At 37.1% G+C, this 25,570-nt stretch carries 28 protein-coding genes; 16 read left to right on the top strand and 12 right to left on the bottom strand.

Going from position 1 to position 25,570, the window contains the following annotated elements; translation table 11 throughout:
• Positions 1 to 51 precede the first annotated feature (51 nt).
• Entirely contained in the window at positions 52 to 924 is an 873-nt protein-coding gene (locus DKK79_RS12160) for an EamA family transporter (RefSeq protein WP_110424318.1), read from the top strand.
• A 46-nt stretch (positions 925 to 970) separates the two neighbouring features.
• Positions 971 to 1,321 carry an EamA family transporter gene (locus DKK79_RS12155; protein ID WP_110424317.1) on the top strand — a complete coding sequence of 117 codons (351 nt, stop codon included), beginning with the start codon at positions 971 to 973 and terminating at the stop codon, positions 1,319 to 1,321.
• Between the two features lie 121 nt (positions 1,322 to 1,442).
• On the opposite strand, the gene ffh is transcribed toward DKK79_RS12155, so the two are convergent.
• Positions 1,443 to 2,810: a signal recognition particle protein gene (gene ffh, locus DKK79_RS12150; RefSeq protein ID WP_110424316.1), complete on the bottom strand. Its 1,368-nt coding sequence runs from the start codon at positions 2,808 to 2,810 to the stop codon at positions 1,443 to 1,445.
• A gap of 147 nt (positions 2,811 to 2,957) precedes the next feature.
• Here ffh and DKK79_RS12145 point away from each other — a divergent pair, with 147 nt between their 5' ends.
• The 6 genes from DKK79_RS12145 to galU all read left to right on the top strand — a co-directional run bounded on the left by DKK79_RS12145 (position 2,958) and on the right by galU (position 6,988).
• Positions 2,958 to 3,341 carry a RidA family protein gene (locus tag DKK79_RS12145; protein WP_110424315.1) on the top strand — a complete coding sequence of 128 codons (384 nt, stop codon included), beginning with the start codon at positions 2,958 to 2,960 and terminating at the stop codon, positions 3,339 to 3,341.
• Between the two features lie 284 nt (positions 3,342 to 3,625).
• Positions 3,626 to 4,819 (top strand): amino acid aminotransferase, encoded by a 1,194-nt coding sequence (locus DKK79_RS12140; RefSeq protein WP_110424314.1) that lies wholly within the window; start codon positions 3,626 to 3,628, stop codon positions 4,817 to 4,819.
• A gap of 29 nt (positions 4,820 to 4,848) precedes the next feature.
• Entirely contained in the window at positions 4,849 to 4,998 is a 150-nt protein-coding gene (locus DKK79_RS12135; RefSeq protein ID WP_258363464.1) for an entericidin A/B family lipoprotein, read from the top strand.
• Between the two features lie 49 nt (positions 4,999 to 5,047).
• Positions 5,048 to 5,545, top strand: a complete 498-nt coding sequence (locus DKK79_RS12130; RefSeq protein ID WP_034883935.1) for a hypothetical protein — start codon at positions 5,048 to 5,050, stop codon at positions 5,543 to 5,545.
• A 9-nt stretch (positions 5,546 to 5,554) separates the two neighbouring features.
• Positions 5,555 to 6,025: a DUF2569 domain-containing protein gene (locus DKK79_RS12125; RefSeq protein WP_110424313.1), complete on the top strand. Its 471-nt coding sequence runs from the start codon at positions 5,555 to 5,557 to the stop codon at positions 6,023 to 6,025.
• Positions 6,026 to 6,073: 48 nt separating this feature from the next.
• On the top strand, positions 6,074 to 6,988 hold the full coding sequence (galU, locus tag DKK79_RS12120) for a UTP--glucose-1-phosphate uridylyltransferase GalU (RefSeq protein ID WP_034883931.1): 915 nt from the start codon (positions 6,074 to 6,076) through the stop codon (positions 6,986 to 6,988).
• 83 nt (positions 6,989 to 7,071) lie between these two features.
• On the opposite strand, the gene DKK79_RS12115 is transcribed toward galU, so the two are convergent.
• From DKK79_RS12115 to orn, 5 genes are all read right to left on the bottom strand, one after another.
• Positions 7,072 to 8,493, bottom strand: coding sequence for a cation:dicarboxylate symporter family transporter (locus DKK79_RS12115; protein WP_034883929.1), 1,422 nt, complete (start codon positions 8,491 to 8,493; stop codon positions 7,072 to 7,074).
• A gap of 134 nt (positions 8,494 to 8,627) precedes the next feature.
• Entirely contained in the window at positions 8,628 to 9,959 is a 1,332-nt protein-coding gene (locus tag DKK79_RS12110) for a CoA-disulfide reductase (protein ID WP_110424312.1), read from the bottom strand.
• A 164-nt stretch (positions 9,960 to 10,123) separates the two neighbouring features.
• A complete protein-coding gene (hemH, locus tag DKK79_RS12105; RefSeq protein ID WP_110424311.1) occupies positions 10,124 to 11,101 on the bottom strand; it encodes a ferrochelatase in 978 nt (325 codons plus the stop codon).
• Between the two features lie 9 nt (positions 11,102 to 11,110).
• A complete protein-coding gene (gene waaA / locus DKK79_RS12100; RefSeq protein ID WP_110424310.1) occupies positions 11,111 to 12,382 on the bottom strand; it encodes a lipid IV(A) 3-deoxy-D-manno-octulosonic acid transferase in 1,272 nt (423 codons plus the stop codon).
• Between the two features lie 2 nt (positions 12,383 to 12,384).
• Positions 12,385 to 12,951: an oligoribonuclease gene (orn, locus tag DKK79_RS12095; RefSeq protein ID WP_034883923.1), complete on the bottom strand. Its 567-nt coding sequence runs from the start codon at positions 12,949 to 12,951 to the stop codon at positions 12,385 to 12,387.
• Between the two features lie 80 nt (positions 12,952 to 13,031).
• Here orn and rsgA point away from each other — a divergent pair, with 80 nt between their 5' ends.
• Complete coding sequence (rsgA, locus tag DKK79_RS12090) at positions 13,032 to 14,057, top strand: small ribosomal subunit biogenesis GTPase RsgA (RefSeq protein ID WP_110424365.1); 1,026 nt, start codon at positions 13,032 to 13,034, stop codon at positions 14,055 to 14,057.
• A gap of 84 nt (positions 14,058 to 14,141) precedes the next feature.
• On the opposite strand, the gene DKK79_RS12085 is transcribed toward rsgA, so the two are convergent.
• A complete protein-coding gene (locus DKK79_RS12085; RefSeq protein ID WP_110424309.1) occupies positions 14,142 to 14,693 on the bottom strand; it encodes an HdeD family acid-resistance protein in 552 nt (183 codons plus the stop codon).
• Positions 14,694 to 14,880: 187 nt separating this feature from the next.
• Positions 14,881 to 16,554, bottom strand: a complete 1,674-nt coding sequence (gene dauA / locus DKK79_RS12080; RefSeq protein ID WP_110424308.1) for a C4-dicarboxylic acid transporter DauA — start codon at positions 16,552 to 16,554, stop codon at positions 14,881 to 14,883.
• 187 nt (positions 16,555 to 16,741) lie between these two features.
• Here dauA and DKK79_RS12075 point away from each other — a divergent pair, with 187 nt between their 5' ends.
• Entirely contained in the window at positions 16,742 to 18,109 is a 1,368-nt protein-coding gene (locus tag DKK79_RS12075; RefSeq protein ID WP_110424307.1) for a histidine-type phosphatase, read from the top strand.
• A gap of 4 nt (positions 18,110 to 18,113) precedes the next feature.
• On the opposite strand, the gene dtd is transcribed toward DKK79_RS12075, so the two are convergent.
• From dtd to rpsT, 4 genes are all read right to left on the bottom strand, one after another.
• Entirely contained in the window at positions 18,114 to 18,548 is a 435-nt protein-coding gene (gene dtd / locus DKK79_RS12070; protein ID WP_110424306.1) for a D-aminoacyl-tRNA deacylase, read from the bottom strand.
• Positions 18,549 to 18,556: 8 nt separating this feature from the next.
• Positions 18,557 to 19,399 carry a virulence factor BrkB family protein gene (locus tag DKK79_RS12065; RefSeq protein WP_034884780.1) on the bottom strand — a complete coding sequence of 281 codons (843 nt, stop codon included), beginning with the start codon at positions 19,397 to 19,399 and terminating at the stop codon, positions 18,557 to 18,559.
• 12 nt (positions 19,400 to 19,411) lie between these two features.
• Entirely contained in the window at positions 19,412 to 20,005 is a 594-nt protein-coding gene (locus tag DKK79_RS12060) for an SPOR domain-containing protein (protein ID WP_181415319.1), read from the bottom strand.
• A gap of 112 nt (positions 20,006 to 20,117) precedes the next feature.
• Positions 20,118 to 20,381 carry a 30S ribosomal protein S20 gene (gene rpsT, locus DKK79_RS12055; RefSeq protein WP_086358832.1) on the bottom strand — a complete coding sequence of 88 codons (264 nt, stop codon included), beginning with the start codon at positions 20,379 to 20,381 and terminating at the stop codon, positions 20,118 to 20,120.
• A gap of 228 nt (positions 20,382 to 20,609) precedes the next feature.
• Here rpsT and pgk point away from each other — a divergent pair, with 228 nt between their 5' ends.
• The 6 genes from pgk to rplL all read left to right on the top strand — a co-directional run bounded on the left by pgk (position 20,610) and on the right by rplL (position 25,390).
• On the top strand, positions 20,610 to 21,773 hold the full coding sequence (pgk, locus tag DKK79_RS12050) for a phosphoglycerate kinase (RefSeq protein WP_086358833.1): 1,164 nt from the start codon (positions 20,610 to 20,612) through the stop codon (positions 21,771 to 21,773).
• A gap of 73 nt (positions 21,774 to 21,846) precedes the next feature.
• Complete coding sequence (fbaA, locus tag DKK79_RS12045; RefSeq protein WP_110424304.1) at positions 21,847 to 22,926, top strand: class II fructose-bisphosphate aldolase; 1,080 nt, start codon at positions 21,847 to 21,849, stop codon at positions 22,924 to 22,926.
• Between the two features lie 183 nt (positions 22,927 to 23,109).
• Positions 23,110 to 23,538, top strand: a complete 429-nt coding sequence (gene rplK, locus DKK79_RS12040) for a 50S ribosomal protein L11 (protein WP_034884321.1) — start codon at positions 23,110 to 23,112, stop codon at positions 23,536 to 23,538.
• 3 nt (positions 23,539 to 23,541) lie between these two features.
• Positions 23,542 to 24,243: a 50S ribosomal protein L1 gene (rplA, locus tag DKK79_RS12035; protein WP_065561813.1), complete on the top strand. Its 702-nt coding sequence runs from the start codon at positions 23,542 to 23,544 to the stop codon at positions 24,241 to 24,243.
• Between the two features lie 222 nt (positions 24,244 to 24,465).
• A complete protein-coding gene (gene rplJ / locus DKK79_RS12030) occupies positions 24,466 to 24,963 on the top strand; it encodes a 50S ribosomal protein L10 (protein WP_034884318.1) in 498 nt (165 codons plus the stop codon).
• 58 nt (positions 24,964 to 25,021) lie between these two features.
• Positions 25,022 to 25,390 (top strand): 50S ribosomal protein L7/L12, encoded by a 369-nt coding sequence (gene rplL, locus DKK79_RS12025; protein ID WP_034884317.1) that lies wholly within the window; start codon positions 25,022 to 25,024, stop codon positions 25,388 to 25,390.
• Positions 25,391 to 25,570: the final 180 nt, after the last annotated feature.

Raw genomic sequence — 25,570 nt, 5'->3', positions numbered from 1 at the left:
GCAAACAGATTGCGACCCTTAAATGCAGTTACTTCAATCAAGGTAGTTATTATGTTCAAAAAATCTTGGCCTGTATTATTAATTTTTGTTTCGATGATATCGGTACAAGCAAGTGCTTCATTCGCTAAATACTTGTTCCCGGTACTCGGGCCAGAGGCGATGACTGCTTGGCGGCTATTTTTCTCGGCAATTTTATTGGTAATAATCTTTAAACCTTGGCGTAAAACCATCACTAAACCGGCCATTAAATATATTATTTTATATGGTGTAGCGATGGGATGTATGAATTTAGCTTTTTATAATGCTATATCACGAATCCCGATAGGTATCGCGGTAGCCATTGAGTTAACCGGCCCCATTATGGTGGCGATGTTTTCGGGACGACGGTTAACCGATTTTATTTGGTTAGCTATTGCGATAGTTGGATTAGTGATGTTGCTACCTATTCATCAAGCTTCCAATGATTTAGATCCTATTGGTATTTTATTGGCTTTATGTGCAGGTAGCTGTTGGGCGGGTTATATTCTTTTTGGCCGTAAAGCGGGGGAAATTTATGGTGCATCAAGTGTTGCGGTAGGTTCAATTGTCGCCTCGCTATTACTGTTTCCAATTGGCGTATGGCAAAGTGGAAGCACCATGTTTTCAATCGAACTGTTGCCACTGGTTTTTGTGGTTTCACTGTTAGCATCAGCTATTCCATATGGTCTTGATATGATCGCGCTACCACGCTTACCGGCGCAAACTTTTAGTACCTTAATGAGTTTGTCACCAGTATTTGCGGCGTTTTCCGGATTAATTGTGTTGCACGAACAATTAACACATTATCAATGGTTGGCTATTATGTTCATTATCGTTTCATCGATTGGAACCGTATTAACCATGCATCGGCCAAGTAAGATTAAAGCAGTAAATCGAGAGAATTAAGATTATTGAAATACTATCGCGCCGAGCCGCGCGATAGTGGCGTAAAGTGGGGACAACTTATGACGCATCAAGTGTTGCGGTAGGTTCAATTGTCGCCTCGCTATTACTGTTTCCAATTGGCGTATGGCAAAGTGGAAGCACCATGTTTTCAATCGAACTGCTGCCACTGGTTTTTGTGGTTTCACTGTTAGCATCAGCTATTCCATATGGCCTTGATATGATTGCACTACCACGCTTACCGGCGCAAACTTTTAGTACCTTAATGAGTTTGTCACCAGTATTTGCGGCGTTTTCCGGATTAATTGTGTTGCACGAACAGTTAACACATTATCAATGGTTGGCTATTATGTTCATTATCGTTTCATCGATTGGAACCGTATTAACTATGTATCATTAACCATGCATCGCATCGGCCAAGCAAACTTAAAGCAGTAAATCGCGAGAATTATGTTTTTTGAAATACTATCGCGCCGAGCTGCGCGATAGTAGTGAATTGCAAGAAAGAAAAAAGTAAAACGTTATCTCGGTGGGAAACCCATACCGCCGCCCATTAACCCTTTCATTTGGCGCATCATCTTCATCATGCCACCACCTTTCATTTTTTTCATCATCTTTTGCATATCTTCAAACTGTTTAAGCAGTTTGTTGACATCTTGCACTTGGGTACCCGAACCATTAGCAATTCGACGTTTACGAGAACCTTTTATAATTTCTGGATTTGCCCGCTCTTTTAATGTCATAGAACCAATAATTGCTTCCATCTTGATGGTGATTTTATCATCCATCTGCGCTTTGATATGCTCAGGAAGCTGACCGACACCCGGCAGTTTGGCTAGCATTGCGCCCATTCCGCCCATACTACGCATTTGTCGTAGTTGATCTTGAAAGTCGTTAAAATCAAACTTATCGCCTTTTTTTAGTTTTTTGGCGATTTTTTCCGCTTTTTCACGATCAACATTACTCTGTAATTCTTCAATTAAAGAGAGAACATCACCCATGCCTAAAATGCGTGACGCGATACGGTCAGGATAAAAAGGTTCAAGAGCATCCGTCTTTTCACCCATCCCTAAGAATTTGATTAGTTTACCGGTAATATGACGAATTGATAATGCTGCACCACCACGCGCATCACCATCCACTTTAGTTAAAATAACCCCAGTTAGAGGTAATGCATCATTAAATGCTTTTGCTGTATTCGCAGCATCTTGCCCGGTCATGGCATCGACCACAAATAAGGTTTCAATTGGATTGATTGCATCATGTAATGCTTTAATTTCATCCATCATTTCGCTATCAACATGCAATCGACCCGCAGTATCGACAATCAGCACATCAAAGAATTGTAGTTTGGCATGCGAAATGGCTTTGTTAACAATATCAACCGGTTTTTGTTTTATATCTGATGGGAAGAACTCAACATTAATCGCTTTAGCCAGTGTTTCTAATTGTTTTATAGCTGCGGGACGATAAACGTCAGCAGAGACAACTAAAACTTTCTTTTTCTGTTTTTCTTTTAAGAATTTTGCCAGTTTAGCCACGCTAGTTGTTTTACCGGCACCTTGTAAGCCAGCCATTAGTATAACTGCTGGAGGCTGGGTAGCTAAGTTAAGTGTACTATTAACTTCACCCATTGCGCTGGTAAGTTCGGCTTGAACTATTTTAATAAATTCTTGGCCGGGTGTTAGACTTTTATTAACATCTAAACCGACAGCTTTTTGTTTAACTTGGTTAATAAATTCTCGTACTACAGGTAGGGCAACATCGGCCTCAAGTAATGCCATACGCACATCGCGCAACGCATCTTTAATATTATCTTCAGACAGACGCCCACGACCACTAATATTGCGAAATGTCTGTGATAAACGATCAGTTAAATTCTCAAACATACTAACTCTCAAAAAAATGAAAAAATTTTCACCTATCATATCAGAAAATTGACAGAAGTCCCATGATCATAAATTTACTGTGACTTGACACCAAATTGGCTTCCTGTTGAAATGGGAGGCATAACAAGATGAAAGGAGAAAGCATACATGGTAAAAGTTGTTAATACCGATAAAGCCCCTGCGGCTATTGGCCCTTATGTTCAAGGTGTTGATTTAGGCAATATGTTATTTGCCTCAGGTCAAATTCCGATTAACCCAGCAACAGGTGAGATGCCAAATTGTGTCAAAGAGCAAGCAAAACAAAGTTTAGCGAATGTTAAAGCGATTATTACTGAAGCTGGTTATCAAGTTAAAAATATAGTTAAAACAACGATTTTTTTAGCGGATATGAATGATTTTGCCGAAGTGAATAGTGTCTATGAGGCATTTTTTACTGAGAATCAAGCCACATTCCCTGCTCGCTCTTGTGTGCAAGTTGCACGCATTCCTAAAGATGCAAAAGTTGAAATAGAAGTGATTGCTGTCAAATAATCTCACTAAAATGGTTAGCACCGAAAGGTGCTAATTAACGGTGCCAATTAAAGTATCGAAAAGTTGAGGAACAGGGTTTTTGAAGCATTTTTTTTTACTTCATTCTCCTAATTTTTATCGTCTACTTTGGGATTTCTATATCAGAATCAATTTTTTAAACGGTCGCTTTTATTAACCTAAAATTATTTATATTTAAACTATTATTTAATGATTGATTGCCAATTAAGTTGGTGCAATAATCTACAAATATACATTGCTATTTACTGGTTAATTAGGTTGGAAAAATGTTTGAAAAAGTAGAGTCGTATGCGGGTGATCCCATTTTATCATTAGTCGCTGAATTTAATAATGATAAGCGTGCAGATAAGATCAATTTAAGTATTGGTTATTACTATGATGAAAACAGTGTAGTTCCGCAATTATCCTGCATAAAAACGGCTCGTGACTATATTTATCATCATCAACAAGGTGCGCAACTTTATTTGCCAATGAGTGGCTTACCGAGTTATTGTCAAGCGATCCAATCGCTACTTTTTGGTGAAGATAATCCTGCTTTTCAAGCACAGCGAATTGCCACTGTTCAGACATTAGGCGGATCTGGGGCGCTGAAAGTCGGCGCTGACTTTTTATATCGCTATTTTCCCGATTCGCAAGTGTGGGTTAGTGATCCAACTTGGGAAAATCATATCGCTATTTTCAATGGAGCAGGCTTTAAGGTAAATAAATATCCCTATTTTGATCCTGAGACTTGTGGCGTAAAATTTGATGCTATGCTTGCGACATTAAATAGTTTACCGGCTAAAAGTATAGTATTGTTGCATCCTTGCTGTCATAACCCAACGGGGGCAGATTTAACCCATCAGCAGTGGGATAAAGTGATTGAGGTTTTACAAAATCGTGATCTCATCCCATTTATGGATATTGCTTACCAAGGTTTTGGGGAAACTATCGAAAGTGATAGTTATGCAATAAAAAAAGTGGCGGAGCAAGGCTTGTGTGGTTTTATCAGTAATTCGTTTTCTAAAACGTTCTCACTTTATGGTGAGCGAGTAGGTGGTTTATCGGTTTTATGTGATGATAATCAAGCGGCTAATAGAGTGTTTGGCCAATTACAAGCTACCGTTCGTCGAAATTATTCAAGTCCAGCCGCTTATGGTGCGCAATTAGTGTCATACGTACTAAACAATGCTGAACTTAAAGCTTTATGGTTTAAAGAAGTTGAATCAATGCGTAACCGTATTGTTAGTATGCGCTCAACATTAGTCGATCTATTAAAAACAGCAGCACCTAAGCAGAATTTTGATTATTTACTCAAACAAAGAGGTATGTTTAGTTATACTGGTTTTTCTAAAGAGCAAGTCGCACAATTAAAAGATGATTTTGCTGTTTATTTGGTGGGCAGTGGAAGAATGTGTGTGGCGGGTTTAAATCACCTTAATATACATCGTGTAGCAGAAGCTTTTGCTACAATCAAATAGCTAGTTCATTAATCAGAGGAGTATTTAAAATGTTCCACAAAATGTTAATGGTAGTAGTAGCTCTTGTTATGGCAACATTGGTTGTAGGTTGTAATACGGTCAAAGGTGTAGGTAAAGATGTTCAATCAGGCGGTAAAGCAATTACCAATACCGCCGAAAATGTTAGTGATAAAATGTAAACAATGAGTGCAATTGCTTATAAATATTTTTATAAGCAAACAGAAAATTATGTATCGAATCTTTATTTTAGTGTTTTTGCTTGTAGGGTGCAGTTCGTTAAATTTTCGAACTGCGCCTTTAACAATGGAAAATTGCCAGTATCAAAATCGTTCTGGTATTGAATTTAAGCTAAACCAGCTTGAATCCAATCTTACAGAATATCCCCATATTTATCTCTCACAAAGTCGAGCGGGTAATCATTTACCAATAAGTTATGCAGGTTTAAAAGGTAAATTAACCGGTCAAACTTTTGAGCGCGATTATCCAAAAGAGACATTTTGGCGTAGCACTAATATATTTGAACGAGCATCAATGTATGATGATGGTTATGATGATCTCTATATTAGCGCCAAACAGAAAGAAGCACGCGATCGTAAAGCAAAATTTGTAGTTAAAGAAGCTGTGTTAGAGACCTGTCAGATTGTCTATATTTCCATTGATTCTTTAGCTAAAGATAGGGATAATCCGTCACTAATTGAATCTAACGATTTATCTATTATCAAATAAGGAATTTATATGACTGACAACTTACCCCTTAGGGGATTAGGTGGCTGGCTTATTATTGTTGCAATAAGATTAATTTTTGGTTTCATCAGTAGTTTATTTTTGATTCTTAATTCAGGCATTGTCTTTATAGGATGGTCTCAATTGACGAATCCAGACTCCGATTTTTATATTGAAAATCTTAAGTGGGTTTATCCATTTGAAATTGGTATTAATCTGATTATTATTCTTTTTAGTATCTATTTGCTCTATCTGTTTTTTACTAAAAATTATAAATTCCCATCTTTAATGATCTGTTTTGAATTTGTAATCGTTATATTTCAGATTTTAGACCTGTTTATTAATGATCAATTTACTATATTTAAACTTGAAATTCGTGATATTTTTATTACAACAAATAGCATAATTTGGAGCACTATTTGGGTTTTGTATATGCTAAATTCAGTTCGCGTGAAGAACACGTTTGTAAATGGACATCGTTGAGAGGAAAGTTATAATATTATTAGTTAATTTATTTTTTAAGGAATTAAAATGCCATTAAATTTTGAAACCTCTGTTAAGGGAAAAGTTAAAAAAGCGGTTATCCCTGTTGCTGGTCTTGGCACAAGAATGTTACCTGCAACCAAAGCGATTCCTAAAGAGATGTTACCAGTGGTTGATAAACCACTTATTCAATATGTAGTCAAAGAGTGTATTGCTGCGGGAATAACCGAAATTATCTTCGTGACACACTCTTCGAAAAATTCTATTGAAAACCATTTTGATACCAGTTTTGAGCTTGAAGCTATGCTTGAAGCGCGTGTTAAACGCCAGCTATTGCAGGAAGTACAAGGTATACTACCAAAAAATGTCACTATCACAAGTGTTCGTCAAGGTTTAGCTAAAGGTCTTGGTCATGCAGTGCTTTGTGCTTATCCTTTAGTTGGTGATGAACCTTTTGCTGTTGTGTTACCGGATGTAATTATTGATGAGTATGATAGCGATCTTTCTCAAGATAATTTAGCGGCGATGATTAATAATTACCATAACACTAAACATAGTCAAATTATGGTTGAACCTGTACCGAAAGAGCTAGTTTCCTCTTATGGTATTGTCGACTGCCGAGGGGAAGAGTTATCCGCTGGTAATGTCGTCCAAATGTATAGTGTAGTTGAAAAACCGTCCATTGATGAAGCACCGTCTAATCAATCAGTTGTTGGACGTTATGTACTGTCTGAAAAAATTTGGCCTTTATTAGCCAAAACGCCATTAGGAGCTGGTGGTGAGATTCAATTAACTGACGCGATTGCGATGTTACTAGAAGATGAGCCTGTCGATGCCTATTGTATAAAAGGTCGAAGCCATGACTGTGGAAATAAATTAGGTTATGTACAAACTTTCGTACAATACGCAATGCGTCACAATAGTTTAGGTGATGATGTTAAAGCGTGGTTAAAAACCCTATAAGTTTGCTTTACTGTTAAGATAAAAAAGACGCCAATTGGCGTCTTTTGCAATTTACAATAAATTTAGTGCAAATTATTTCTTGGTTAAACTTCTGACTGTTCATTATCTAAAGTTACATTTGGATCGTTATAGATATCCATATTCATTAATCCAACTTCGTGATCCGTTGCTATTGCTGCGGTCATTGCTCCAGATACGTTAGCTAAGGTTCTCGCCATATCAATAATTGGATCGACGGCTAACACCATACCGATTAATGGGAAGTGCTCAGCCATTCCCATACCAGAAAGCACCACAGTAGCGGCAACAGTTGCAGTACCTGGAATACCGGCGATGCCAATCGAACCGATAACTACCACAATTACTAGCATAATATAAAATTGAATATCAGTATTAATGCCAACCATATGGGCAACCATAACCGCGAGTAAAGCAGGGAAAAAGCCAGCACAACCATTCATACCCATTGTGCTACCAAGCGATCCGACTAGGTTTGCGGTACCGGTATTTACCCCCATTCTGACTGTCAATGTTGATATCGTCATTGGTAATGTACCAACCGATGAGCGGCTGGTGAAGGCTAGTAACCATGTGCCGAGTGCCTTTTTAATAAAGAGGATAGGGGAAATACCATGCACCATCACAATTACAATATGTACAACAAGCATTATTATAGTGGCAAGGTAAATTGCTAATACAAAGCTTGATACTTCAATAATTGCTGGGATACCGTTTGAAATAATGGTGCGAGCAAGTAAGGCAATTACCGCATAAGGCATATATTTGATGACCGTCATGGCAATTGACATGATGATTTTATAAAGCGCCTCAATAAAAGTTTTAAAAAGAGCGATAGGTTGTGGATTCTTTTTTTCCATGCGGTTAGCGGCAAGCCCCATTAAAGCCGAAAAGATAACTAAACCTACGATATTCTCTTTTACCATAGAAGCAATAATATTACTTGGAATAAGATTGACAAATGTATCGATGATATTTGTATATTGTTTAGCGGTAGCTGTTTTGGCTGAGGCTGAACTGATTTCACCTAAGGATAAGACATTGGCTAAGAGGATACCGACTATACATGCAATTGCGGTAGTAAATAGTAACCAAAAAATCCCTCTGAATGCGATTTGTGGTAAATTCTCTTTACCAGAAAAATCAATAATCACTTTTACGATTGAGACAAAAATTAACGGGATCACCAGCATGCGTATAAAGGCGATAAAGGCGCGACCAAATAAACCATACCATGTTGCTGTTTCTTGCATCCAAACTGTTGAGTCAGTAGGAAAACCGGCTGCGGCTTGGATACCTAAACCAAGAACGGCACCAAGTATCAATCCGACTAACATTCGAATGGAAAAATTAACTTTTTTTGTTTGTAGTGGCCGCATGATAGCGAAAAAGCAAAGCAGTAATAACCCAATGCCGATTAAGGTTTGATAATGAGTGATAGATAAGAACTTTTCGAAAAAAGTTCCCTGAAATATGGCATCTGACATGTTTACCCCCAGCGTTTGGATAAAATTAAATTAATTTTGAATAATCTGTTTTTGGGTTGGATTAACCATTTAAATTAACCCAACTGCCCATTCTGAATCTTAATAACTAAGCAAATATTTATTATGCTTAAACTCTATTTAGCGATACCTCCGGCGATATTTAAAATATCCCACGGTCTTGAAAAAGGTGGTGCATATAAAAAGTCCATCATCGCTAATTCATCAATTTTCATATTTGCCCAAATAGCCGTAGCTAAACTATTGGTTCTTAATGCAGCGCCACTGCCTCCAGCCAGTTGTCCACCTAATAAAACACGAGTTTCAGCGTGATAAATCAGTTTAGCAATAACGCTAGTTTGCCCTGCAACATAGTTACTATGATTTTTATCTTTAACTATCACTGTTTTGTAAGGGATAGCTGCTTGGATAGCTTGCTGTTCGGTGAGTCCTGTTCGGCCAGCTTCAATATCAAACACTCTTAATGCTGATGTGCCAAGGGTTCCTGGGAATTGATTATTACCGCCGGCTAAATTGTCACCAACCACCTTACCGAGTTTGTTGGCGCCAGTCGCTAATGGAATATAGGTCATTGATTGGCTAACACGATGATAAAGTGCGACACAGTCGCCCGCGGCATAAATATCAGCAATATTAGTTTTGCCATAACTATCAATGACAATAGCCCCATTGCTAAGTGTTTCAAGATCTAAATCTTTATATAGCTCGCTATTAGGTTTTACCCCGGTGGCAATAATGACTATATCAGCAGGATATTTAGCTTTATTGGTAATAACATGAGTAACTTTGTGATCGCCTTCGAAACCTTGTACTCGTTCTTGTAGGTGTAAATCACAATGTTGTTTTAGGGTTTCTTCAATTATCTGGGTAAGTTCCGGATCGAAGGCGTCGACCAATACTCTTTCATCTAATTGAATTAGCTTTACATTTTTGTTTAATGCGACTAAAGATTCGGTTATTTCAAGCCCGATATAGCCGCCACCTATGACCACAATATTGCTGTTTTGCCGATTGGTTAAGGCATTTTTTATAGCTAAACCATCATACATATTGCGTAAAGTGAAAATATTTTCCAGTTGGTGATTTTCTAACGGTGGAATTATTGGTGTAGCGCCAACCGCAATAAGTAATTTGTCATAATCATCATCAAAACAATTATTGCTTTTGATATCCCTAATGGTAATTTTTTTCAATTTTGGGTCAATAGCGATAACTTCATGCAATGTTTTGATTTCAATCCCATCTTTAGCAAATTGTTCTGGTGTTCTCGATATCATTTCATTTTCATCACCAAAGTGGTTGCCAATAAAGTAAGGTAGTCCACACGCACCGAATGAAACAATATCTGATTTTTCATATATGCGAATTGTCGCATTGGGGTCCCTTCTTTTGGCTTTTGCCGCAGCACTTGCGCCAGCTGCTTGAGCGCCAATGATGATTATTTTCATCGATTATTCTCCTTTGAGCGCTAATAATTTTTAACTATCATCCTAACACAGGTTAATCATACTAGTTAAATTAGTTGGTTATTTAGCGTTAATATTAATCAATTTTAAGTTGAGCAGATAAGATTTAATATATTTGATTATTATTAAAAATAGATCTTAGTTGGTTAAAACTTTTTGAGGAAAGGAGGTTTTTCAACTATATTTTTGATTAATTTAACCTGTAATGGTGTATCGTTTAGGGCTGGAATATAATAAAACTGTTTACCGCCAGCATTTAAGAATATTTCTCGATTTTGTTCGTCAATTTCATAAATAGTTTCAATACAATCTGCCGAAAAACCTGGACAGATAACCTGCACATGTTCAGTACCGGTTTTAGCCAAGTTTGCTAATATATCGCTGGTGTTGGGTTCAACCCATTTCCCTTTACCAAACTTTGATTGATAAGCCATTATTATTGGCAAACAAGTGCCATTTGCATGGCACTTGTTTGCCAATAATTTAGTGGTTAACTGGCATCTTTGCACATAGTCGTCTTGGCGTTTATCAATATAGCGTTGAGGAATACCATGGTAAGAAAGGAGTAATACATCCGGTTGCCCTTGGGTTGAAAACGCTTGCTGAACTTGCCAATAAAGTGCATCAATATAACTTGGGTGGTCGGCATAATCACGAATATAGCTAAGATTAATTTTGATATTATTGTCAGCAATAAGTTGCTTTACTTTAGCTAATACCGCTTGAGTTGTGGTGGTCGAATATTGCGGAAATAACGGTAATAAAGTGACTTTTTCACATGAATTTAAATTATTTAGCGCCGACAGTAAGTTCGGTTCCCCATAGGTCATGGCTAATTCGCATTGCATATCAGGTAATGCGGGTTGTAATTGATTGATCAAGCGTTTACTGTAATGGAGTAGTGGTGATTCACCCTCTATCCATATCTTTTGATAATGGTTGATGATATAGGGGACACGTTTAGGCAGTACTAGGTATTTTAAAATTGGATACCAAATAAAAGCAGGCAGGTCGACAACATGGCGATCGAGTAAAAACTCGGTCAAGTAACAACGAATCGCCATTGGTGTTACGGCACTTGGTGTGCCTAAATTAACTAGCAATAACCCCTGTTTTTTATTCACAAGCCATCCTTATGATTTTTCAAGATAGTGATGGATAACCTCAAGAAGGCGATTTAGTGCACCTTGGTTATTTTTTAAAACTTGATAGGCATTTTCGCCAATTTGCTGACAACGACTTTCATCATTTAATAAGCTATTAATGGTGGAATAGAGCGAATCAGCAGAACTATCACATACTAGCATGCCATTAGCCTCAATTAACTGTTCACCAATAACTTTAAAGTTAAAAAAATGTGTACCGCTTATAATGGGAATATGGTGTAGAGCCGGTTCCAGTGGGTTATGTCCGCCATGTTCAATTAAACTACCGCCAACAAAAGCAATATTAGCCAAACCATAAAGTTCTAGTAATTCTCCCATGGTATCACCCAAAATCACTTGTGTCTGATCTGTAGGGTGTTGTTTGCTACTGCGAGTAATATAATTCAAACCATTATCGGCAATCAGTTTTTCAACGGTTTTAAAACGTTCAGGGTGACGAGGGACTAAAATAAGTAATAAGTTGCTATGATTTTTAAGAAGCTGTTGAAATGCTGATAAAATGATTTCATCTTCGCCTGAATGCGTGCTGGCAGCGATTAGTACTGGTCGATGCAATTGCCATTGCTGTTTTAACTGCGCAAGATTCTGTTGTTGCTTGGCCGTGAGTTCAATATCAAACTTAATACTACCCGTTACCGCTAAATGATCTGCCGGTAAACCCAATGAGATAAATCTATCACCGTCTTGTCTATTTTGGGCGGCAACCGTGCTGATTTTAGCTAATAGTTTACTAATTGCTTTTCCTAGTTTATGGTATCTTTTGGCTGAACGTTCAGATAAGCGGGCATTAGCAATGATCAATGGAATTTTTTTGCTATCACATTGGCTAATTAAGTTTGGCCAAAGCTCTGTTTCCATAATTATGACTAATTTGGGCTGAACTGTTTTTAGAAAGCGATGTATTGCACAAGGCAGATCATAAGGCAAGTAGACATGACTAACACTCTCTTTGAGTATTGATTTAACTTGTTTAGAGCCAGTGGGGGTCATGGTCGTCACCGTAATCGGTAACTGTGGATATTGGCTTTGAAGTGCTTTAATCAATGGAATTGCGGCTAACGTTTCGCCGACAGAAACCGCATGTACTAAAATTCCACCTGATTTGACTTTATTTTTACAAAATCCATAACGTTCCAACCAGCGTTTACGATAATCTGGCGCTTTACGGCTACGCCAAAGTAATCTCAGCCAGACTAGTGGTTGAATTAGATAAAGTAAGATCGTATATACAATACTCATGATCATTCATTAGTAAGATTAAAAAAATGTTGTCGGTAATAAACTAATTCGGCAATTGAATCACGAATATCATCCAACGCTTGGTGAGAACTCTGTTTACTGATACCTTTTAATATTTCCGGTTTCCAGCGTCTGGCTAATTCCTTAATCGTACTGACATCTAAATATCGATAATGAAAATATTTTTCTAAATTTGGCATATAGTTAAATAGAAAACGGCGATCTTGACCAATGGTATTACCACAGATTGGTGAACTGTTTTCCGGCACCCATTGTTTTAAAAATTCAATGGTTTGTTGTTCAGCTTGTTGTTCGCAAATGGTACTTTGACGTACACGATCAATTAATCCGGATTTGCCATGCGTTCTTTGATTCCAATCATCCATAAGCGCAAGTTGTTCATCTGATTGATGGATAGCAATGACTGGGCCTTCAGCGAGGATATTTAAATTAGAATCAGTTACGATGGTAGCGATTTCGATAATCCGATCGCTATTTGGATCAAGACCTGTCATTTCTAGGTCAATCCAGATAAGATTACTACTGTTTATATTTACTTGTGTCGTCATAATTTTCGAGATAAATTTTCTTTTTAATACCGAGTAGTGTAGCATAAGTACCAAACTGTTTGAGCAAAAAATTAGTTACTGTGGCGAAAAATCAACTCTCAAAAAATCAAAAAAGGCGTATGGCCGCCAAGCATCAACAGCGTTTAGAAACTAAGTTAGATGACAATCTGGCTAATTTTTCTGCGCCTCATGATGGCGTGGTAGTGAGTCGCTTTGGCAAATCAGCGGATGTTGAAGATAATGCTGGCAACATCTACCGATGTAGTATTCGTCGTACTTTACCATCATTAGTGACCGGCGATAAAGTATTGTGGCGTGAAAGTTTAGAACCGAATACTAATGGTATTATAGAAGCCGTGCATCCTCGTCATTCCGAGTTAGTACGACCTGATTTTTATGATGGCGTTAAACCTGTTGCCGCCAATGTCGATCAAATTGTTATTATTTCTGCGGTATTACCTGAATTATCATTTAATATCATCGATCGTTATTTAGTTGCATGTGAAGCGACTAAAATTACCCCAATTATCGTATTAAATAAAATTGATTTGCTTGATGAACAAAAAAAACAAGAGATTGAACAACAGTTTCTTATTTACAGCAAAATTGGTTATCAAGTTTTATATGTCTCTTGCCAATCACAACAGGGTATTGCGCCTTTGCAGCAGGTATTAGATGGCAAAATATCTATTTTAGTTGGGCAATCAGGTGTCGGTAAATCGAGTATTATCAATTTGCTATTACCTCATGACCAAGCTACGCTAACTGGCGAAGTGTCTGAAATATCTGGGCTTGGCCAACATACCACAACTTCAACTCGGCTTTACCATTTACCTAATGGCGGTGATATTATTGATTCGCCGGGAATTCGGGAGTTTGGTTTATGGCATTTAGAACCTGAGGAAGTTATTGCCGGTTTTGTCGAATTTGATGATTATTTAGGGGGCTGCCAATTTCGGGACTGTAATCATTTAGATACCCCAGGTTGTTTATTGCAAAAAGCGGTTAATGAAGGCGCGATAGCGCCATCAAGATTAGCTAATTATCATCGAATATTGCAGTCAATGCGCGAAGTTAAAGGGAAAACCAATAAAAGTTATAAATAGCAATCTTTGATTGAGTCGTTAACATGGTCTTTTTTGAACAGCAAAAGAGAATTGCTCACAAATTATATTGTGAGCAATAACATATTAAGCGTTAGGCTTTTTTAACGCTAAACCAATGGTAATATAAGCAAAACCTTGGAAAATAAGATCGATACCTAAAAACATTCCTAGCACCCAAATACTATCATATGGCCAACCGGTTATTAGCATAAATCCTAATATGATGTTAATAATCCCAGAAAAAACCACCCATCCCCAACGTGGTAAATTGCGGTTACTCATGGCAACAAAAATTTGGCTAAATCCACTAATAGTCAATAATAGTGAAATGAGTAACGTTAATGCTGAGGAGACGGCAAGTGGTTGTAAAAACGACATCACCCCAATAAAAATATATAAAATCCCCATGATGGCCCATAAAGCCGTCTGACCGAAACCTTTAAGGTTAAATGCGTGGATAACTTGGATAACACCGGCGATAAAAAGTAGAGAGCCGATAAAATAAACAGAAAACACAGTGGCGATGAATTGATAACCCAATGCCAAACAACCAAGAATAATTAAGATCACACCAATTACAATAAACCAATTCGCTTTTTGCTTAACATGTTGAATAATATTTTCATTAGCTATCATATTAATTTCCTATTTTTGTTGTTAATGTAACGTATTAAATAACACAATCTTGCTGAGCTAACTTTGATGCATATTAGTTCGAAATAGGGAAGTGTGCATAGGTGGTACAAAATACTTAGTGAAAATCAGGACGATTTATTTTCACTAAGTATAATATTTAATCAATATAATAAAACCAATTTAGCTATTAAATTTTATCTTTCAGTGCTTCATCTAAAGTTGAATAAAACATTAATTTGTCTGCGATTGGTACAACTCTTGCTCGCGCTAAGGTTTTTAATGGTTGAAATTGTAGTTCGCAAATAGATAGATCGACTTGCGGTGGTAATTCATCAATAAAATGGATCAGTGCATTTAAGCCACCAGCATCAAGAATAGGTACGGCATCCCATTGTAAAACAATATGTTGGTACCCATTAATTTTTTGATATAACTCTAAGAATGTCTTTTCAGCAGCGGCGAAGAACAATGGACCATTAATACGTAGAACTAAGGTTTTTTCATTGCTTTGATTCAATTCGACCAAGCGAGTCATACGGGCAATACGTCGCATAAATAAGATAGAGGCTAATACAATCCCCAGTGTAATAGCAATAACCATATCGAATAATACGGTAAGTGACATGCAAATAAGCATGATAATAATGTCGTCTTTAGGCGCACATTTAATAATATAGATTACGCGTTGAACGGCACTCATATTCCATGCAACAATTAACAATAATGCTGCCATTGCTGATAATGGGATAAATGATAAAAGCGGGGCAAAACAGATAAGGGCCAATAATACGATTATTGAATGTAATACAGCGGCAATCGGCGAGGTAGCACCAGCTTTAACATTGGCTGCTGAACGAGCAATGGCGGCAGTTGCTGAAATTCCGCCAAAAAATGGTGCGATGAGATTACCTAAACCCTGACCAATGAGTTCGCTATTGGAGTGATGTTTGGTATGTGTCATTTCATCTAACACGACTGCACATAGCAATGATTCAATTGCACATAACATTGCCATAGTTAACGAGATCGGCATTAAAGCGGTTAATGTCGACCAATCCCAGGTAAAAGTGGCGTGTTCCCATGGTAAGATAAATTCTGGTAAAACCGGCGGAATACCATGACCAACAGTGTTATCGGCCAATGTATAAGTGAATCGTGAACCTATTGTTTCGATGTGATAGCCAAATTGATTGAATAACAACATGGTTAAAATACCGGCAATTAATGCTGGTAAATGGCCAGATATTTTTACCCGAAATTTAGGCCAAACAATTAGAACAATCAGTGTAACAAAACCAACCAAAGTATCGGCGATATTAATAGTTGGAAAAGTTTTAACCAGTTCAATAACTTTATTGATATAGCTTTCTGGCATATGTTCTAGCGTTAAGCCAAAGAAATCTTTTATTTGCATGGTGGCAATGGTTATCGCAATACCGGACGTAAAACCTAATACCACCGGTAGTGGAATGTATTCAATCAATCGCCCTAAACGAATCACACCCATTAATATCAAAAAAACACCGGAAAGTAGGGTGGCAATTAACAGTCCGGATAAACCAAATTGTGTAGAAACAGGATATAGAATTACCACAAATGCCGCAGTTGGCCCCGAAACGCTAAAACGTGAGCCACCGGTAAGGGCTATCACAAACCCGGCGATAATTGCCGTATAGAGGCCATGCTGAGGCGCAACACCACTCGCAATAGCTAACGCCATAGCCAGCGGAATAGCGATAATACCAACGGTTATTCCGGCAATGAGATCTTTAAGAAAACGCGTTGTGTTGTATGGAGTAGTTATGCAGGCTGATATAAACGCACAGCTAATTTTAGTACCAGAAAGGCCATATAATTTCATTATGTTTTAAATCAATTAAATGAGTTATAAAAAGTAGCTAATAAGATAATCTTTTTTTTAAAAATTGAAAGAGTGTTATTAAAATAATTACATGATTTTCAGTTAAATTATGTCATTAATAGTATACAATGATCAAAAAAGCATTCATATTTTCCACTTATATTGTTGATTATAGGTAGGAGTCATTATGTCTTTTATAAAACACTCTTTTTTTATCCAGTTTTTAATCGTCGCAATTTTATTGCTGATATTTTCCCCCCTCAGTTTGGCAACAATGATGACATCAGGCTCAAAGACCGCGTATCACTATGTTAAACAACCAATTTCTGCACCAGCTGGCTATCAAGCATTTTATATTGATCATATTGGTCGCCATGGTTCACGTTATCTTAGTAAACCGAAATATGAAGATATTGCTTATAGGGTATTAACCTTAGCTGAAAAAAATAATCAATTAACCGATATGGGAAAATCATTATTAAAACAAATTATTGGTATTAACGCACTGAATAGAAATCATTATGGAGAACTTACAGATCTTGGTCGAAAAGATATTAGTTTGATTAGTCAACGGATGTTAAGCAACTATCCGACAGTTTTTAAAGGACAAAAAATCGAAGTAATATCATCAACTTCGCCACGAGCGAAAGAAACCGCGGAAATTTTTGTTAAACCATTTAAAGCGAATTATCCTGATATTCACATTTTTCAACCACCAGAAAATAAACAAACGTTATTACGCTTTTTTGAGTATTCTCCAGCCTATGAAGCTTATAAGAAGAGTAAAAGTATCAAAGCCGCATTAAAATCGTTAGAACGTGCAACTAAAACCGCGGATATGAGCCAAGATGTTGCTCGTTTGATATTCACAGCTGATTTTATTCATCAGTTAAATAATGGTGTTGCTTTATCTGAAAAATCTTCAATTAAAACAGCAGATTTTGTTATTGCTATTTATCAACTTTATCAAGAATTACTATCGTTTTCGCCAGAAACGCTAGCTAGTAACCATCTTGATTTTAGTGATTATTTTACTCAAGATCAGCTAGTGTGGTTTAATACGGTAGTTACAGCTAAAAATTTTTTACAAATAGGTCCTGCTTTTGATGCAAAGGGGATTCAAGTTAAAATTGCTGCCCCACTATTGTTGGATATGCTAAAAACTGCTGATAAGGCTATAACCGATAAGAATGTCGATGCTAACTTACGCTTTGCGCATGCCGAAACCGTTTCGCCATTAGCAACATTGCTGGAACTTGAGGGAGCATATACAGCGGTTAATTCAGTGGAGGACTACCCTTCCGTTTGGCAAGCAGAAAGAATTATTCCTATGGGAGCCAATATTCAATGGATTTTTTACCAAAGTAACCAATCTAATCAACCTATATTAATCAAAGTGATGTTAAATGAACGAGAAGTCCATCTCCCTTTGCCAACCAATAATTTTCCATACTATCGATGGGATGAAGTTAAACAGTACTATAAAAATAAATTGCATCAGTTAGGTCTGACTGATGAGAGCGCCTCATTGGAATGGTTAAATAAGGTAAAATAAGTTATTAAACTTGTAGCCAAAAGGTCACTGGGCCATCATTAATCAGCGCAACCTGCATGTCAGCGGCGAATTGTCCTGTTTGAGTTTCAATATGCTGTTGGCACTGTTTGACAAAAAATTGGTAAAGCTCATTGGCCATAGCGGGTGGTGCGCCTTTTGTGAAACTTGGGCGCATACCTTTTTGTGTATCCGCTGCTAGCGTAAATTGTGAAACAACTAATAATTTGCCATTTATTTGCTGAACATTGAGGTTCATTTTGCCATCATCATCACTGAAAATACGATAACCAAGTACTTTTTCCCGCAAACGTATCGCTTTTTGCTCGTTATCACCTTGCTCAATACCAAGTAAAACAAGTAATCCCTGATCTATTTGACCAATAATTTGACTATCAACAGAAACTGATGCCTGTTTTACGCGTTGAATTAGGGCAATCATAATTGATACTACTCCGGTTTAGGTGAGTACTTTAACAGTACTTTTCTTTGTTTATTAAAATCTGTTAGGGTTGCTGCAAATTCAGCACCAAATAGCACTATACACCACGAGCAATAGATCCACACTAACATAATAGGAATTGAAGAAACTACGCCATAAATTAGTTGATAAGTTGGGAAAGAAGTAACATACAGCGCAAAAGCACGTTTACCAATTTCGAATAATATTGCGGCAACTAAAGCACCAATAGCCGCTTCTTTAAACGGTATTGATTCGGTAGGAATAATGCTGTAAAGCAACCAGAATCCAACAATCGATATGATAAATGGTAAAGTGCTCAGTAGTAAATCACCACTAGCGGCAGTTGATAACCATTTTAGCGAGAATATATAAGAACTAACCGCAACACTCGATCCAGCTAAAATAGGACCTAATGTTAAAATTGTCCAATACATGGTTAAGTTATACATGAATGAGCGTTTACGTTTGGTTCGCCAAATGCGGTTTAACGCATTATTAATTGAATTAATCAGTAGTAATGATGTCACCATTAAACCGATAATTCCGACAAAAGTCATTTTTTTGGTATTGGCAATAAATTGTTCGAGATAATTTTGAATGGTGTCACTTGCAGTAGGTACTAGGTTGCTATAAATGAGCCGTTTTAATGATTGACTAATTTCGTCAAACATTGGAAAGGCAGAGAGTAAAGAAAAAATAACAGTTATCAGAGGGACTAATGCCAGTATGGTTGTATAAGCAAGCTCTGCTGATGAGGTGGTTAAACGGTCATGATTTACTCGAAACCATAACATTATCAAAAAGGCTCGTATATGCTTAAGTATATTCATAATATACCTTATTTAATTAGATATAATACAGTTATTAATCCCATTAGTTTCTAATGTGCTTAACACCTTTTGCGCATCACCTTTACTGGTATAGGGGCCGGCAGTGACTCGATATAACTGCTGGTTTAAAGCGATATTGCTACTAATACCAGCCATCGCCAAAGAGGCTTTTACTGCATCGGCATTGGTTTTATCTTTAAATGCACCACATTGTAGTAACCATTTACTATTATTGGCATTTGCTGATGGAGTTGGAGTGGTCGAGGTGATAGGTTTATTATTCATAAAACTATTTAGTGCTTGTTGTCTTTCGCTCGTGGTGGTATTTGAATTACCACTGGCGTTAGAGGTTTCTAGTTCTTTAAGATAGGTCCAACGTTCTTGAGGTTTTTCTGGTAAGGTAATAGCTGGCGTCTCAGTTTTTACTTTTGGCTGCTCAACTGGCTTTTTAGGGGAATTGCTTGAAATAAAGTACAAAATAGTCGAAAACAAAATAATAATGACGATCGCAAAGATTATCATTATAGTTGGCAATAATCGTGATTTATTTTTTTTCTTTTTCTTTTTTGATTGGCTCTTTTTTCTTACATAATCACGCTGAACCACAATATGCTCTCTTTTTTTATTCATATAATTAAAATAGTATATAAATAAAAAAAGTGGCCTACACCACTTTTTTTCAATTTTGTTTAACTTTATTTGTCAACAGAGTAAAGTATTAAGCTAATGCTTTAATCTGTTTAATTAAATTCGCTTTATGACGTGCAGCTTTATTTCTGTGGATTAAACCACGAGCCGCTTGACGGTCAACAACTGCTTGCATGTCTTTGAATGCTACTTCAGCTGTTTGTTTATCACCAGCTGCTACAGCTGCGTAAACTTTTTTAATATAAGTACGCATCATTGAACGGTTACTAGCATTGTGTTTACGGCGTTTTTCGGACTGAACCGCACGCTTTTTAGCTGATTTGATATTAGCCAAAGTCAACTCCCAAGTTTAGATAAAATACATATTAATAAGGCGGGGAAATATGCCTGATTTTCTTTCTATTGTCAATGCTGTTACATAAAAAAATTTGCTATAAAAGTATAAATGGCCTTTTTCAAGTAAATGTTTACTATATAACCGATAATGATTGTAACCTAAAAACAAATTTTATGTTAGAATACCAAAAATTTTATTGTTTATATATTTATAAGAGGAAGTCTCATGTCTATCATTAGAATGCAAGATCTTGATCTAAAAGGGAAACGTTTATTTATTCGCTCAGATCTTAATGTGCCAGTCAAAAATGGTAAGGTTACTTCTGATGCGCGAATTAAAGCATCATTACCTACTATTGAAGAAGCCATTAAAAAAGGCGCTAAAGTAATGGTTACTTCTCATATTGGCCGTCCAACGGAAGGTGAATATAACCCTGAATTCTCTTTACAACCAGTGGTTGATTATTTAAAAGAACATGTTTCTTTCCCTGTTCGTCTAGTTAAAGATTATCTTAACGGTGTTGACGTTAAAGAAGGTGAACTTGTTGTTCTTGAAAATGTACGTTTTAATGTTGGTGAAGGTAAAGATGACGAAGCTTTATCTAAAAAATATGCAGCACTTTGTGATATCTATGTAATGGATGCATTTGGTACCGCTCACCGAGCCCAAGCTTCTACTCATGGTGCTGGTAAATTTGCACCAGTTGCTTGTGCAGGTCCATTATTAGCTGCAGAACTTGATGCATTAGGTAAAGCGCTCGATAATCCAGCTCGTCCAATGGTTGCGATTGTTGCTGGTTCTAAAGTATCAACTAAATTAACAGTTCTTGATTCTTTATCAAAAATCGCTGATCAAATTATTGTTGGTGGTGGTATAGCTAATACCTTCATCGCAGCTGAAGGCTATAATGTGGGTAAATCACTTTATGAAGCTGATTTAATTCCTGAAGCGAAAAAATTAATGGCTAATTGTCATATTCCAGTTCCAACTGACGTTCGTGTAGCAACAGAATTTAGTGAAACAGCAACGGCAACTGAAAAATCAGTTAAAGATGTGAAAGAAAACGAACAAATCCTTGATTTAGGCGATGAGTCAGCAGAAGCGTTAGCTGATATTATCAAAAAAGCAAAAACCATTTTATGGAATGGTCCTGTCGGTGTGTTTGAATTCCCTAATTTCCGTCGTGGTACTGAAATTGTTGCTAAAGCAATTGCTGATAGCCAAGGTTTCTCAATCGCTGGTGGCGGTGATACATTAGCGGCAATTGACTTATTTGGTATTGAAGATAAAATCTCTTATATTTCAACTGGTGGTGGTGCATTCCTTGAGTTTGTTGAAGGTAAAAAACTTCCTGCGGTTGCCATGCTAGAAGAGAGAGCAAAAGCGTAATATTTTTCGATATGAAGGATGAGCCGATTACTCATCCTTTACTTTTTATATAAATAAATCTATAGGTATTAAAATGGCTACAAAGATTTCTGATGTCGTGAAACCTGGTGTTGTAACCGGTGATGATGTTCAAAAAGTGTTTCAAGTTGCTCGTGAAAACAATTTTGCATTACCAGCAGTTAACTGTGTTGACACTAATACAATTAACGCAGTAATTGAAACTGCTGCTAAAGTTGGTTCTGCTGTTATCGTTCAATTCTCTAATGGCGGTGCTCAATTTATCGCTGGTAAAGGATTAAAATTAGATGGGCAAGAAGCTGCTGTTTTAGGTGCAATTTCTGGTGCTAAACATGTTCACCTTATGGCTGAAAAATATGGTGTACCTGTTATTGTTCATACCGACCACTGTGCTAAAAAACTTCTTCCATGGGTTGATGGATTACTTGACGCAGGTGAAGCAAACTTTGCTAAAACTGGTAAACCTTTATTCTCTTCTCACATGATCGACCTTTCAGAAGAATCTTTGAAAGATAACATTGATATCTGTTGTCAATATCTTGCTCGTATGTCAGCAATGAAAATGACATTAGAATTAGAACTTGGTTGTACTGGTGGTGAAGAAGATGGCGTAGATAATAGCCATATGGATAGTTCAGCACTTTATACTCAACCAGAAGATGTTGCTTATGCTTATGAACGTTTAAGTGCAATTAGCCCTCGTTTTACTATTGCTGCATCATTTGGTAACGTTCATGGTGTTTACAAACCAGGTAATGTGAAATTAACGCCAAAAATTTTAGATAACTCACAAAAATTTGTATCTGAAAAATTCAATTTACCAGCTAAATCATTGAACTTTGTGTTCCATGGCGGTTCAGGTTCTACACCAGAAGAAATTGCAGAAGCAGTAAGCTATGGTGTTGTTAAAATGAATATTGATACTGATACTCAATGGGCAAACTGGGCTGGTATTTTAGGTTATTACAAAGCAAATGAAGCTTATCTTCAAGGTCAATTAGGTAACCCTGAAGGCGTTGACGCACCGAATAAGAAATACTATGACCCACGTGTATGGTTACGTAAAGGTCAAGAGTCTTTAGTTGCGCGTTTAGAACTTGCATTTAAAGAACTTAATGCTGTCGACGTACTTTAATACTTTCTATGTTTATTGTATAAAAGCAGGGTTGTCCCTGCTTTTATTTTATCTGCTAATAAAAATCTTGCATTTTTGTAATAATTGTAGGATAATCTCGCCCTCATTTAACTTAGGGGAGCTGTCTATTTATTAATAGCTGTTATTAATAGAGGCGTTTGCACCCGAGAAAAGGAAACTAAAATGGCAAAAAAAGTACAAGCTTACATCAAGTTGCAAGTAGCAGCTGGTGCAGCAAATCCTAGTCCGCCAGTTGGTCCAGCACTTGGTCAACATGGTGTGAATATTATGGAATTCTGTAAAGCATTTAACGCTAAAACAGAAAGCATGGAAAAAGGTTTACCTATTCCTGTTGTTATTACTGTATATTCTGACCGTTCATTCACTTTTGTAACTAAGACTCCTCCTGCTGCTGTATTATTAAAGAAAGCCGCTAAAATCAAGTCTGGTTCAGGTGAGCCTAACAAGAAAAAAGTAGGTAAAGTCACTAGCGCTCAAATTCGCGAAATCGCTGAATTAAAAGCTGCTGATATGAATGGTGCAACCATTGAAACGATGATGCGTTCTATCGAAGGAACAGCACGTTCAATGGGCTTGGAAGTGGAGGGTTAATTCATGGCTAAATTATCTAAGAAAGCTAAACTTATCCGCGAAAAAGTAAACGCAACTAAACAATATGAAATTAATGAAGCTATCGCTTTATTAAAAGAATTCGCAACAGCTAAATTTACTGAAAGCGTTGATGTTGCCGTAAATTTAGGTATCGATTCACGTAAATCAGATCAAAATGTACGTGGTGCTATCGTTCTTCCACACGGTACTGGACGTAGTGTACGTGTTGCTGTATTTACTCAAGGTGCAAACGCTGATGCCGCTAAAGAAGCAGGTGCTGAATTAGTTGGTATGGATGATCTAGCAGATCAAATCAAAAAAGGCGAAATGGACTTTGATGTTGTTATCGCATCTCCAGACGCAATGCGCGTAGTAGGTCAACTTGGTCAAATCTTAGGTCCTCGTGGTCTAATGCCAAACCCTAAAGTTGGCACGGTAACTCCTAACGTTGCTGAAGCAGTAAAAAATGCTAAAGCAGGTCAAATCCGCTACCGCAATGATAAAAATGGTATTATTCACACCACTATCGGTAAAGCTGATTTTGATGCAGATAAACTTAAAGAAAATTTAGAAGCATTACTTGTTGCATTGAAACGTGCAAAACCAGCCTCTTCAAAAGGTGTATTTGTGAAGAAAGTTAGCCTTTCTACCACAATGGGCGCTGGTGTTGCTATTGATCAAGCAACATTAAATGCATCTGTTTAATTAATATTAAACAAAGAATCGGTTGGTGTCTGGCCTTAACCAGACCCCGTCCAAGACCGTAGGTGTAATTAACATTTAATTACTTAATCTTCCTACGTAGACGGTGACAGAACCTGATAAGATATAATAGAGGGATTCTGCTCATCGTGATTGTGCTAACTACATTTGTAGTTAGTTAAAGCAATTCTAGGCTTTGCCTAGTTTAATCCAGGAGCAATACCAATGGCACTAAATCTTCAAAATAAACAAGAAATTGTTGCTGAAGTTAATGAAATCGCCAAAGGTGCGCTATCTGCAGTTGTGGCTGACTCTCGTGGCGTAACTGTAGAAAATATGACCGCATTACGTAAATCTGCTCGTGAAGCTGGTGTTTATATGCGTGTTGTTCGTAACACCTTATTACGCCGCGTTGTTGAGGGAACTCAATACGAGTGTTTAAAAGATACGTTTGTTGGTCCAACTCTAATTGCATTTTCAAACGAGCACCCTGGTGCTGCAGCGCGTATTTTTAAAGCGTTTGCAAAAGAAAATAGTAATTTTGAGATTAAAGCCGCAGCCTTTGAAGGTGAGTTGATTACTGCAGCGAACATTGATCGCTTAGCAACATTACCTACTTATGAAGAAGCATTAGCTCGCTTGATGTCAACCATGAAAGAAGCCGCAGCTGGCAAATTGGTTCGTACTCTTGCAGCGGTTCGCGATCAAAAAGAAGCTGCTTAATTGCGGTTTGATTGTGAATTTTATTAATTAAAAAAATGTAAATTTGGGAAACTATATTATGTCTATCACTAAAGAACAAATTTTAGATGCAGTTGCAGAAATGTCTGTAATGGATGTTGTTGAACTTGTATCAATGATGGAAGAAAAATTTGGCGTTTCTGCAGCAGCAGCTGTAGCAGTTGCAGCAGCTGGTCCAGCTGAAGCAGCAGAAGAAAAAACTGAATTTGATGTAATCTTAAAAGATGTTGGCGCTAACAAAGTAGCGGTTATCAAAGCAGTTCGTGGTGCAACAGGTTTAGGCTTGAAAGAAGCTAAAGACCTTGTTGAATCAGCTCCAGCAACAGTTAAAGAAGGCGTTAGCAAAGCTGATGCAGATGAACTTAAAAAAGCACTTGAAGAATCTGGTGCAGTTGTCGAACTTAAATAAGTTTATCGCTAGCAACCTAAATGGCTGGGGGTTTTTTACCTCCAGCCTTTTTGCGCTGTAATAAGTCACACAATTTTATTTGAAGATTATCAATAAAAAGCAATAAAGAAATAATATATATATTAAGCCTAATCAATTGATATTTATAGATATTTTCGATGAGGTGTCAGGCGTTATTAT

Origin of the sequence: Gilliamella apicola (genome assembly GCF_003202915.1) — a bacterium.
In the GTDB taxonomy this organism is placed as follows: domain Bacteria; phylum Pseudomonadota; class Gammaproteobacteria; order Enterobacterales; family Orbaceae; genus Gilliamella; species Gilliamella apicola_Q.
Note: the sequence above shows the minus strand (reverse complement) of the source record. Positions and strands in the feature narration are given on the sequence as shown.

Bases quoted from the DNA above. Each gene is read 5' to 3' on its own strand.
- DKK79_RS12160 (WP_110424318.1), top strand. From the start codon at position 52: ATGTTCAAAAAATCTTGGCCTGTATTATTAATTTTTGTTTCGATGATA.
- ffh (WP_110424316.1), bottom strand. From the start codon at position 2,810: ATGTTTGAGAATTTAACTGATCGTTTATCACAGACATTTCGCAATATT.
- DKK79_RS12145 (WP_110424315.1), top strand. From the start codon at position 2,958: ATGGTAAAAGTTGTTAATACCGATAAAGCCCCTGCGGCTATTGGCCCT.
- DKK79_RS12140 (WP_110424314.1), top strand. From the start codon at position 3,626: ATGTTTGAAAAAGTAGAGTCGTATGCGGGTGATCCCATTTTATCATTA.
- DKK79_RS12135 (WP_258363464.1), top strand. From the start codon at position 4,849: ATGTTCCACAAAATGTTAATGGTAGTAGTAGCTCTTGTTATGGCAACA.
- DKK79_RS12130 (WP_034883935.1), top strand. From the start codon at position 5,048: ATGTATCGAATCTTTATTTTAGTGTTTTTGCTTGTAGGGTGCAGTTCG.
- DKK79_RS12125 (WP_110424313.1), top strand. From the start codon at position 5,555: ATGACTGACAACTTACCCCTTAGGGGATTAGGTGGCTGGCTTATTATT.
- galU (WP_034883931.1), top strand. From the start codon at position 6,074: ATGCCATTAAATTTTGAAACCTCTGTTAAGGGAAAAGTTAAAAAAGCG.
- DKK79_RS12115 (WP_034883929.1), bottom strand. From the start codon at position 8,493: ATGTCAGATGCCATATTTCAGGGAACTTTTTTCGAAAAGTTCTTATCT.
- DKK79_RS12110 (WP_110424312.1), bottom strand. From the start codon at position 9,959: ATGAAAATAATCATCATTGGCGCTCAAGCAGCTGGCGCAAGTGCTGCG.
- waaA (WP_110424310.1), bottom strand. From the start codon at position 12,382: ATGAGTATTGTATATACGATCTTACTTTATCTAATTCAACCACTAGTC.
- orn (WP_034883923.1), bottom strand. From the start codon at position 12,951: ATGACGACACAAGTAAATATAAACAGTAGTAATCTTATCTGGATTGAC.
- DKK79_RS12085 (WP_110424309.1), bottom strand. From the start codon at position 14,693: ATGATAGCTAATGAAAATATTATTCAACATGTTAAGCAAAAAGCGAAT.
- dauA (WP_110424308.1), bottom strand. From the start codon at position 16,554: ATGAAATTATATGGCCTTTCTGGTACTAAAATTAGCTGTGCGTTTATA.
- DKK79_RS12075 (WP_110424307.1), top strand. From the start codon at position 16,742: ATGTCTTTTATAAAACACTCTTTTTTTATCCAGTTTTTAATCGTCGCA.
- dtd (WP_110424306.1), bottom strand. From the start codon at position 18,548: ATGATTGCCCTAATTCAACGCGTAAAACAGGCATCAGTTTCTGTTGAT.
- DKK79_RS12065 (WP_034884780.1), bottom strand. From the start codon at position 19,399: ATGAATATACTTAAGCATATACGAGCCTTTTTGATAATGTTATGGTTT.
- pgk (WP_086358833.1), top strand. From the start codon at position 20,610: ATGTCTATCATTAGAATGCAAGATCTTGATCTAAAAGGGAAACGTTTA.
- fbaA (WP_110424304.1), top strand. From the start codon at position 21,847: ATGGCTACAAAGATTTCTGATGTCGTGAAACCTGGTGTTGTAACCGGT.
- rplK (WP_034884321.1), top strand. From the start codon at position 23,110: ATGGCAAAAAAAGTACAAGCTTACATCAAGTTGCAAGTAGCAGCTGGT.
- rplA (WP_065561813.1), top strand. From the start codon at position 23,542: ATGGCTAAATTATCTAAGAAAGCTAAACTTATCCGCGAAAAAGTAAAC.
- rplJ (WP_034884318.1), top strand. From the start codon at position 24,466: ATGGCACTAAATCTTCAAAATAAACAAGAAATTGTTGCTGAAGTTAAT.
- rplL (WP_034884317.1), top strand. From the start codon at position 25,022: ATGTCTATCACTAAAGAACAAATTTTAGATGCAGTTGCAGAAATGTCT.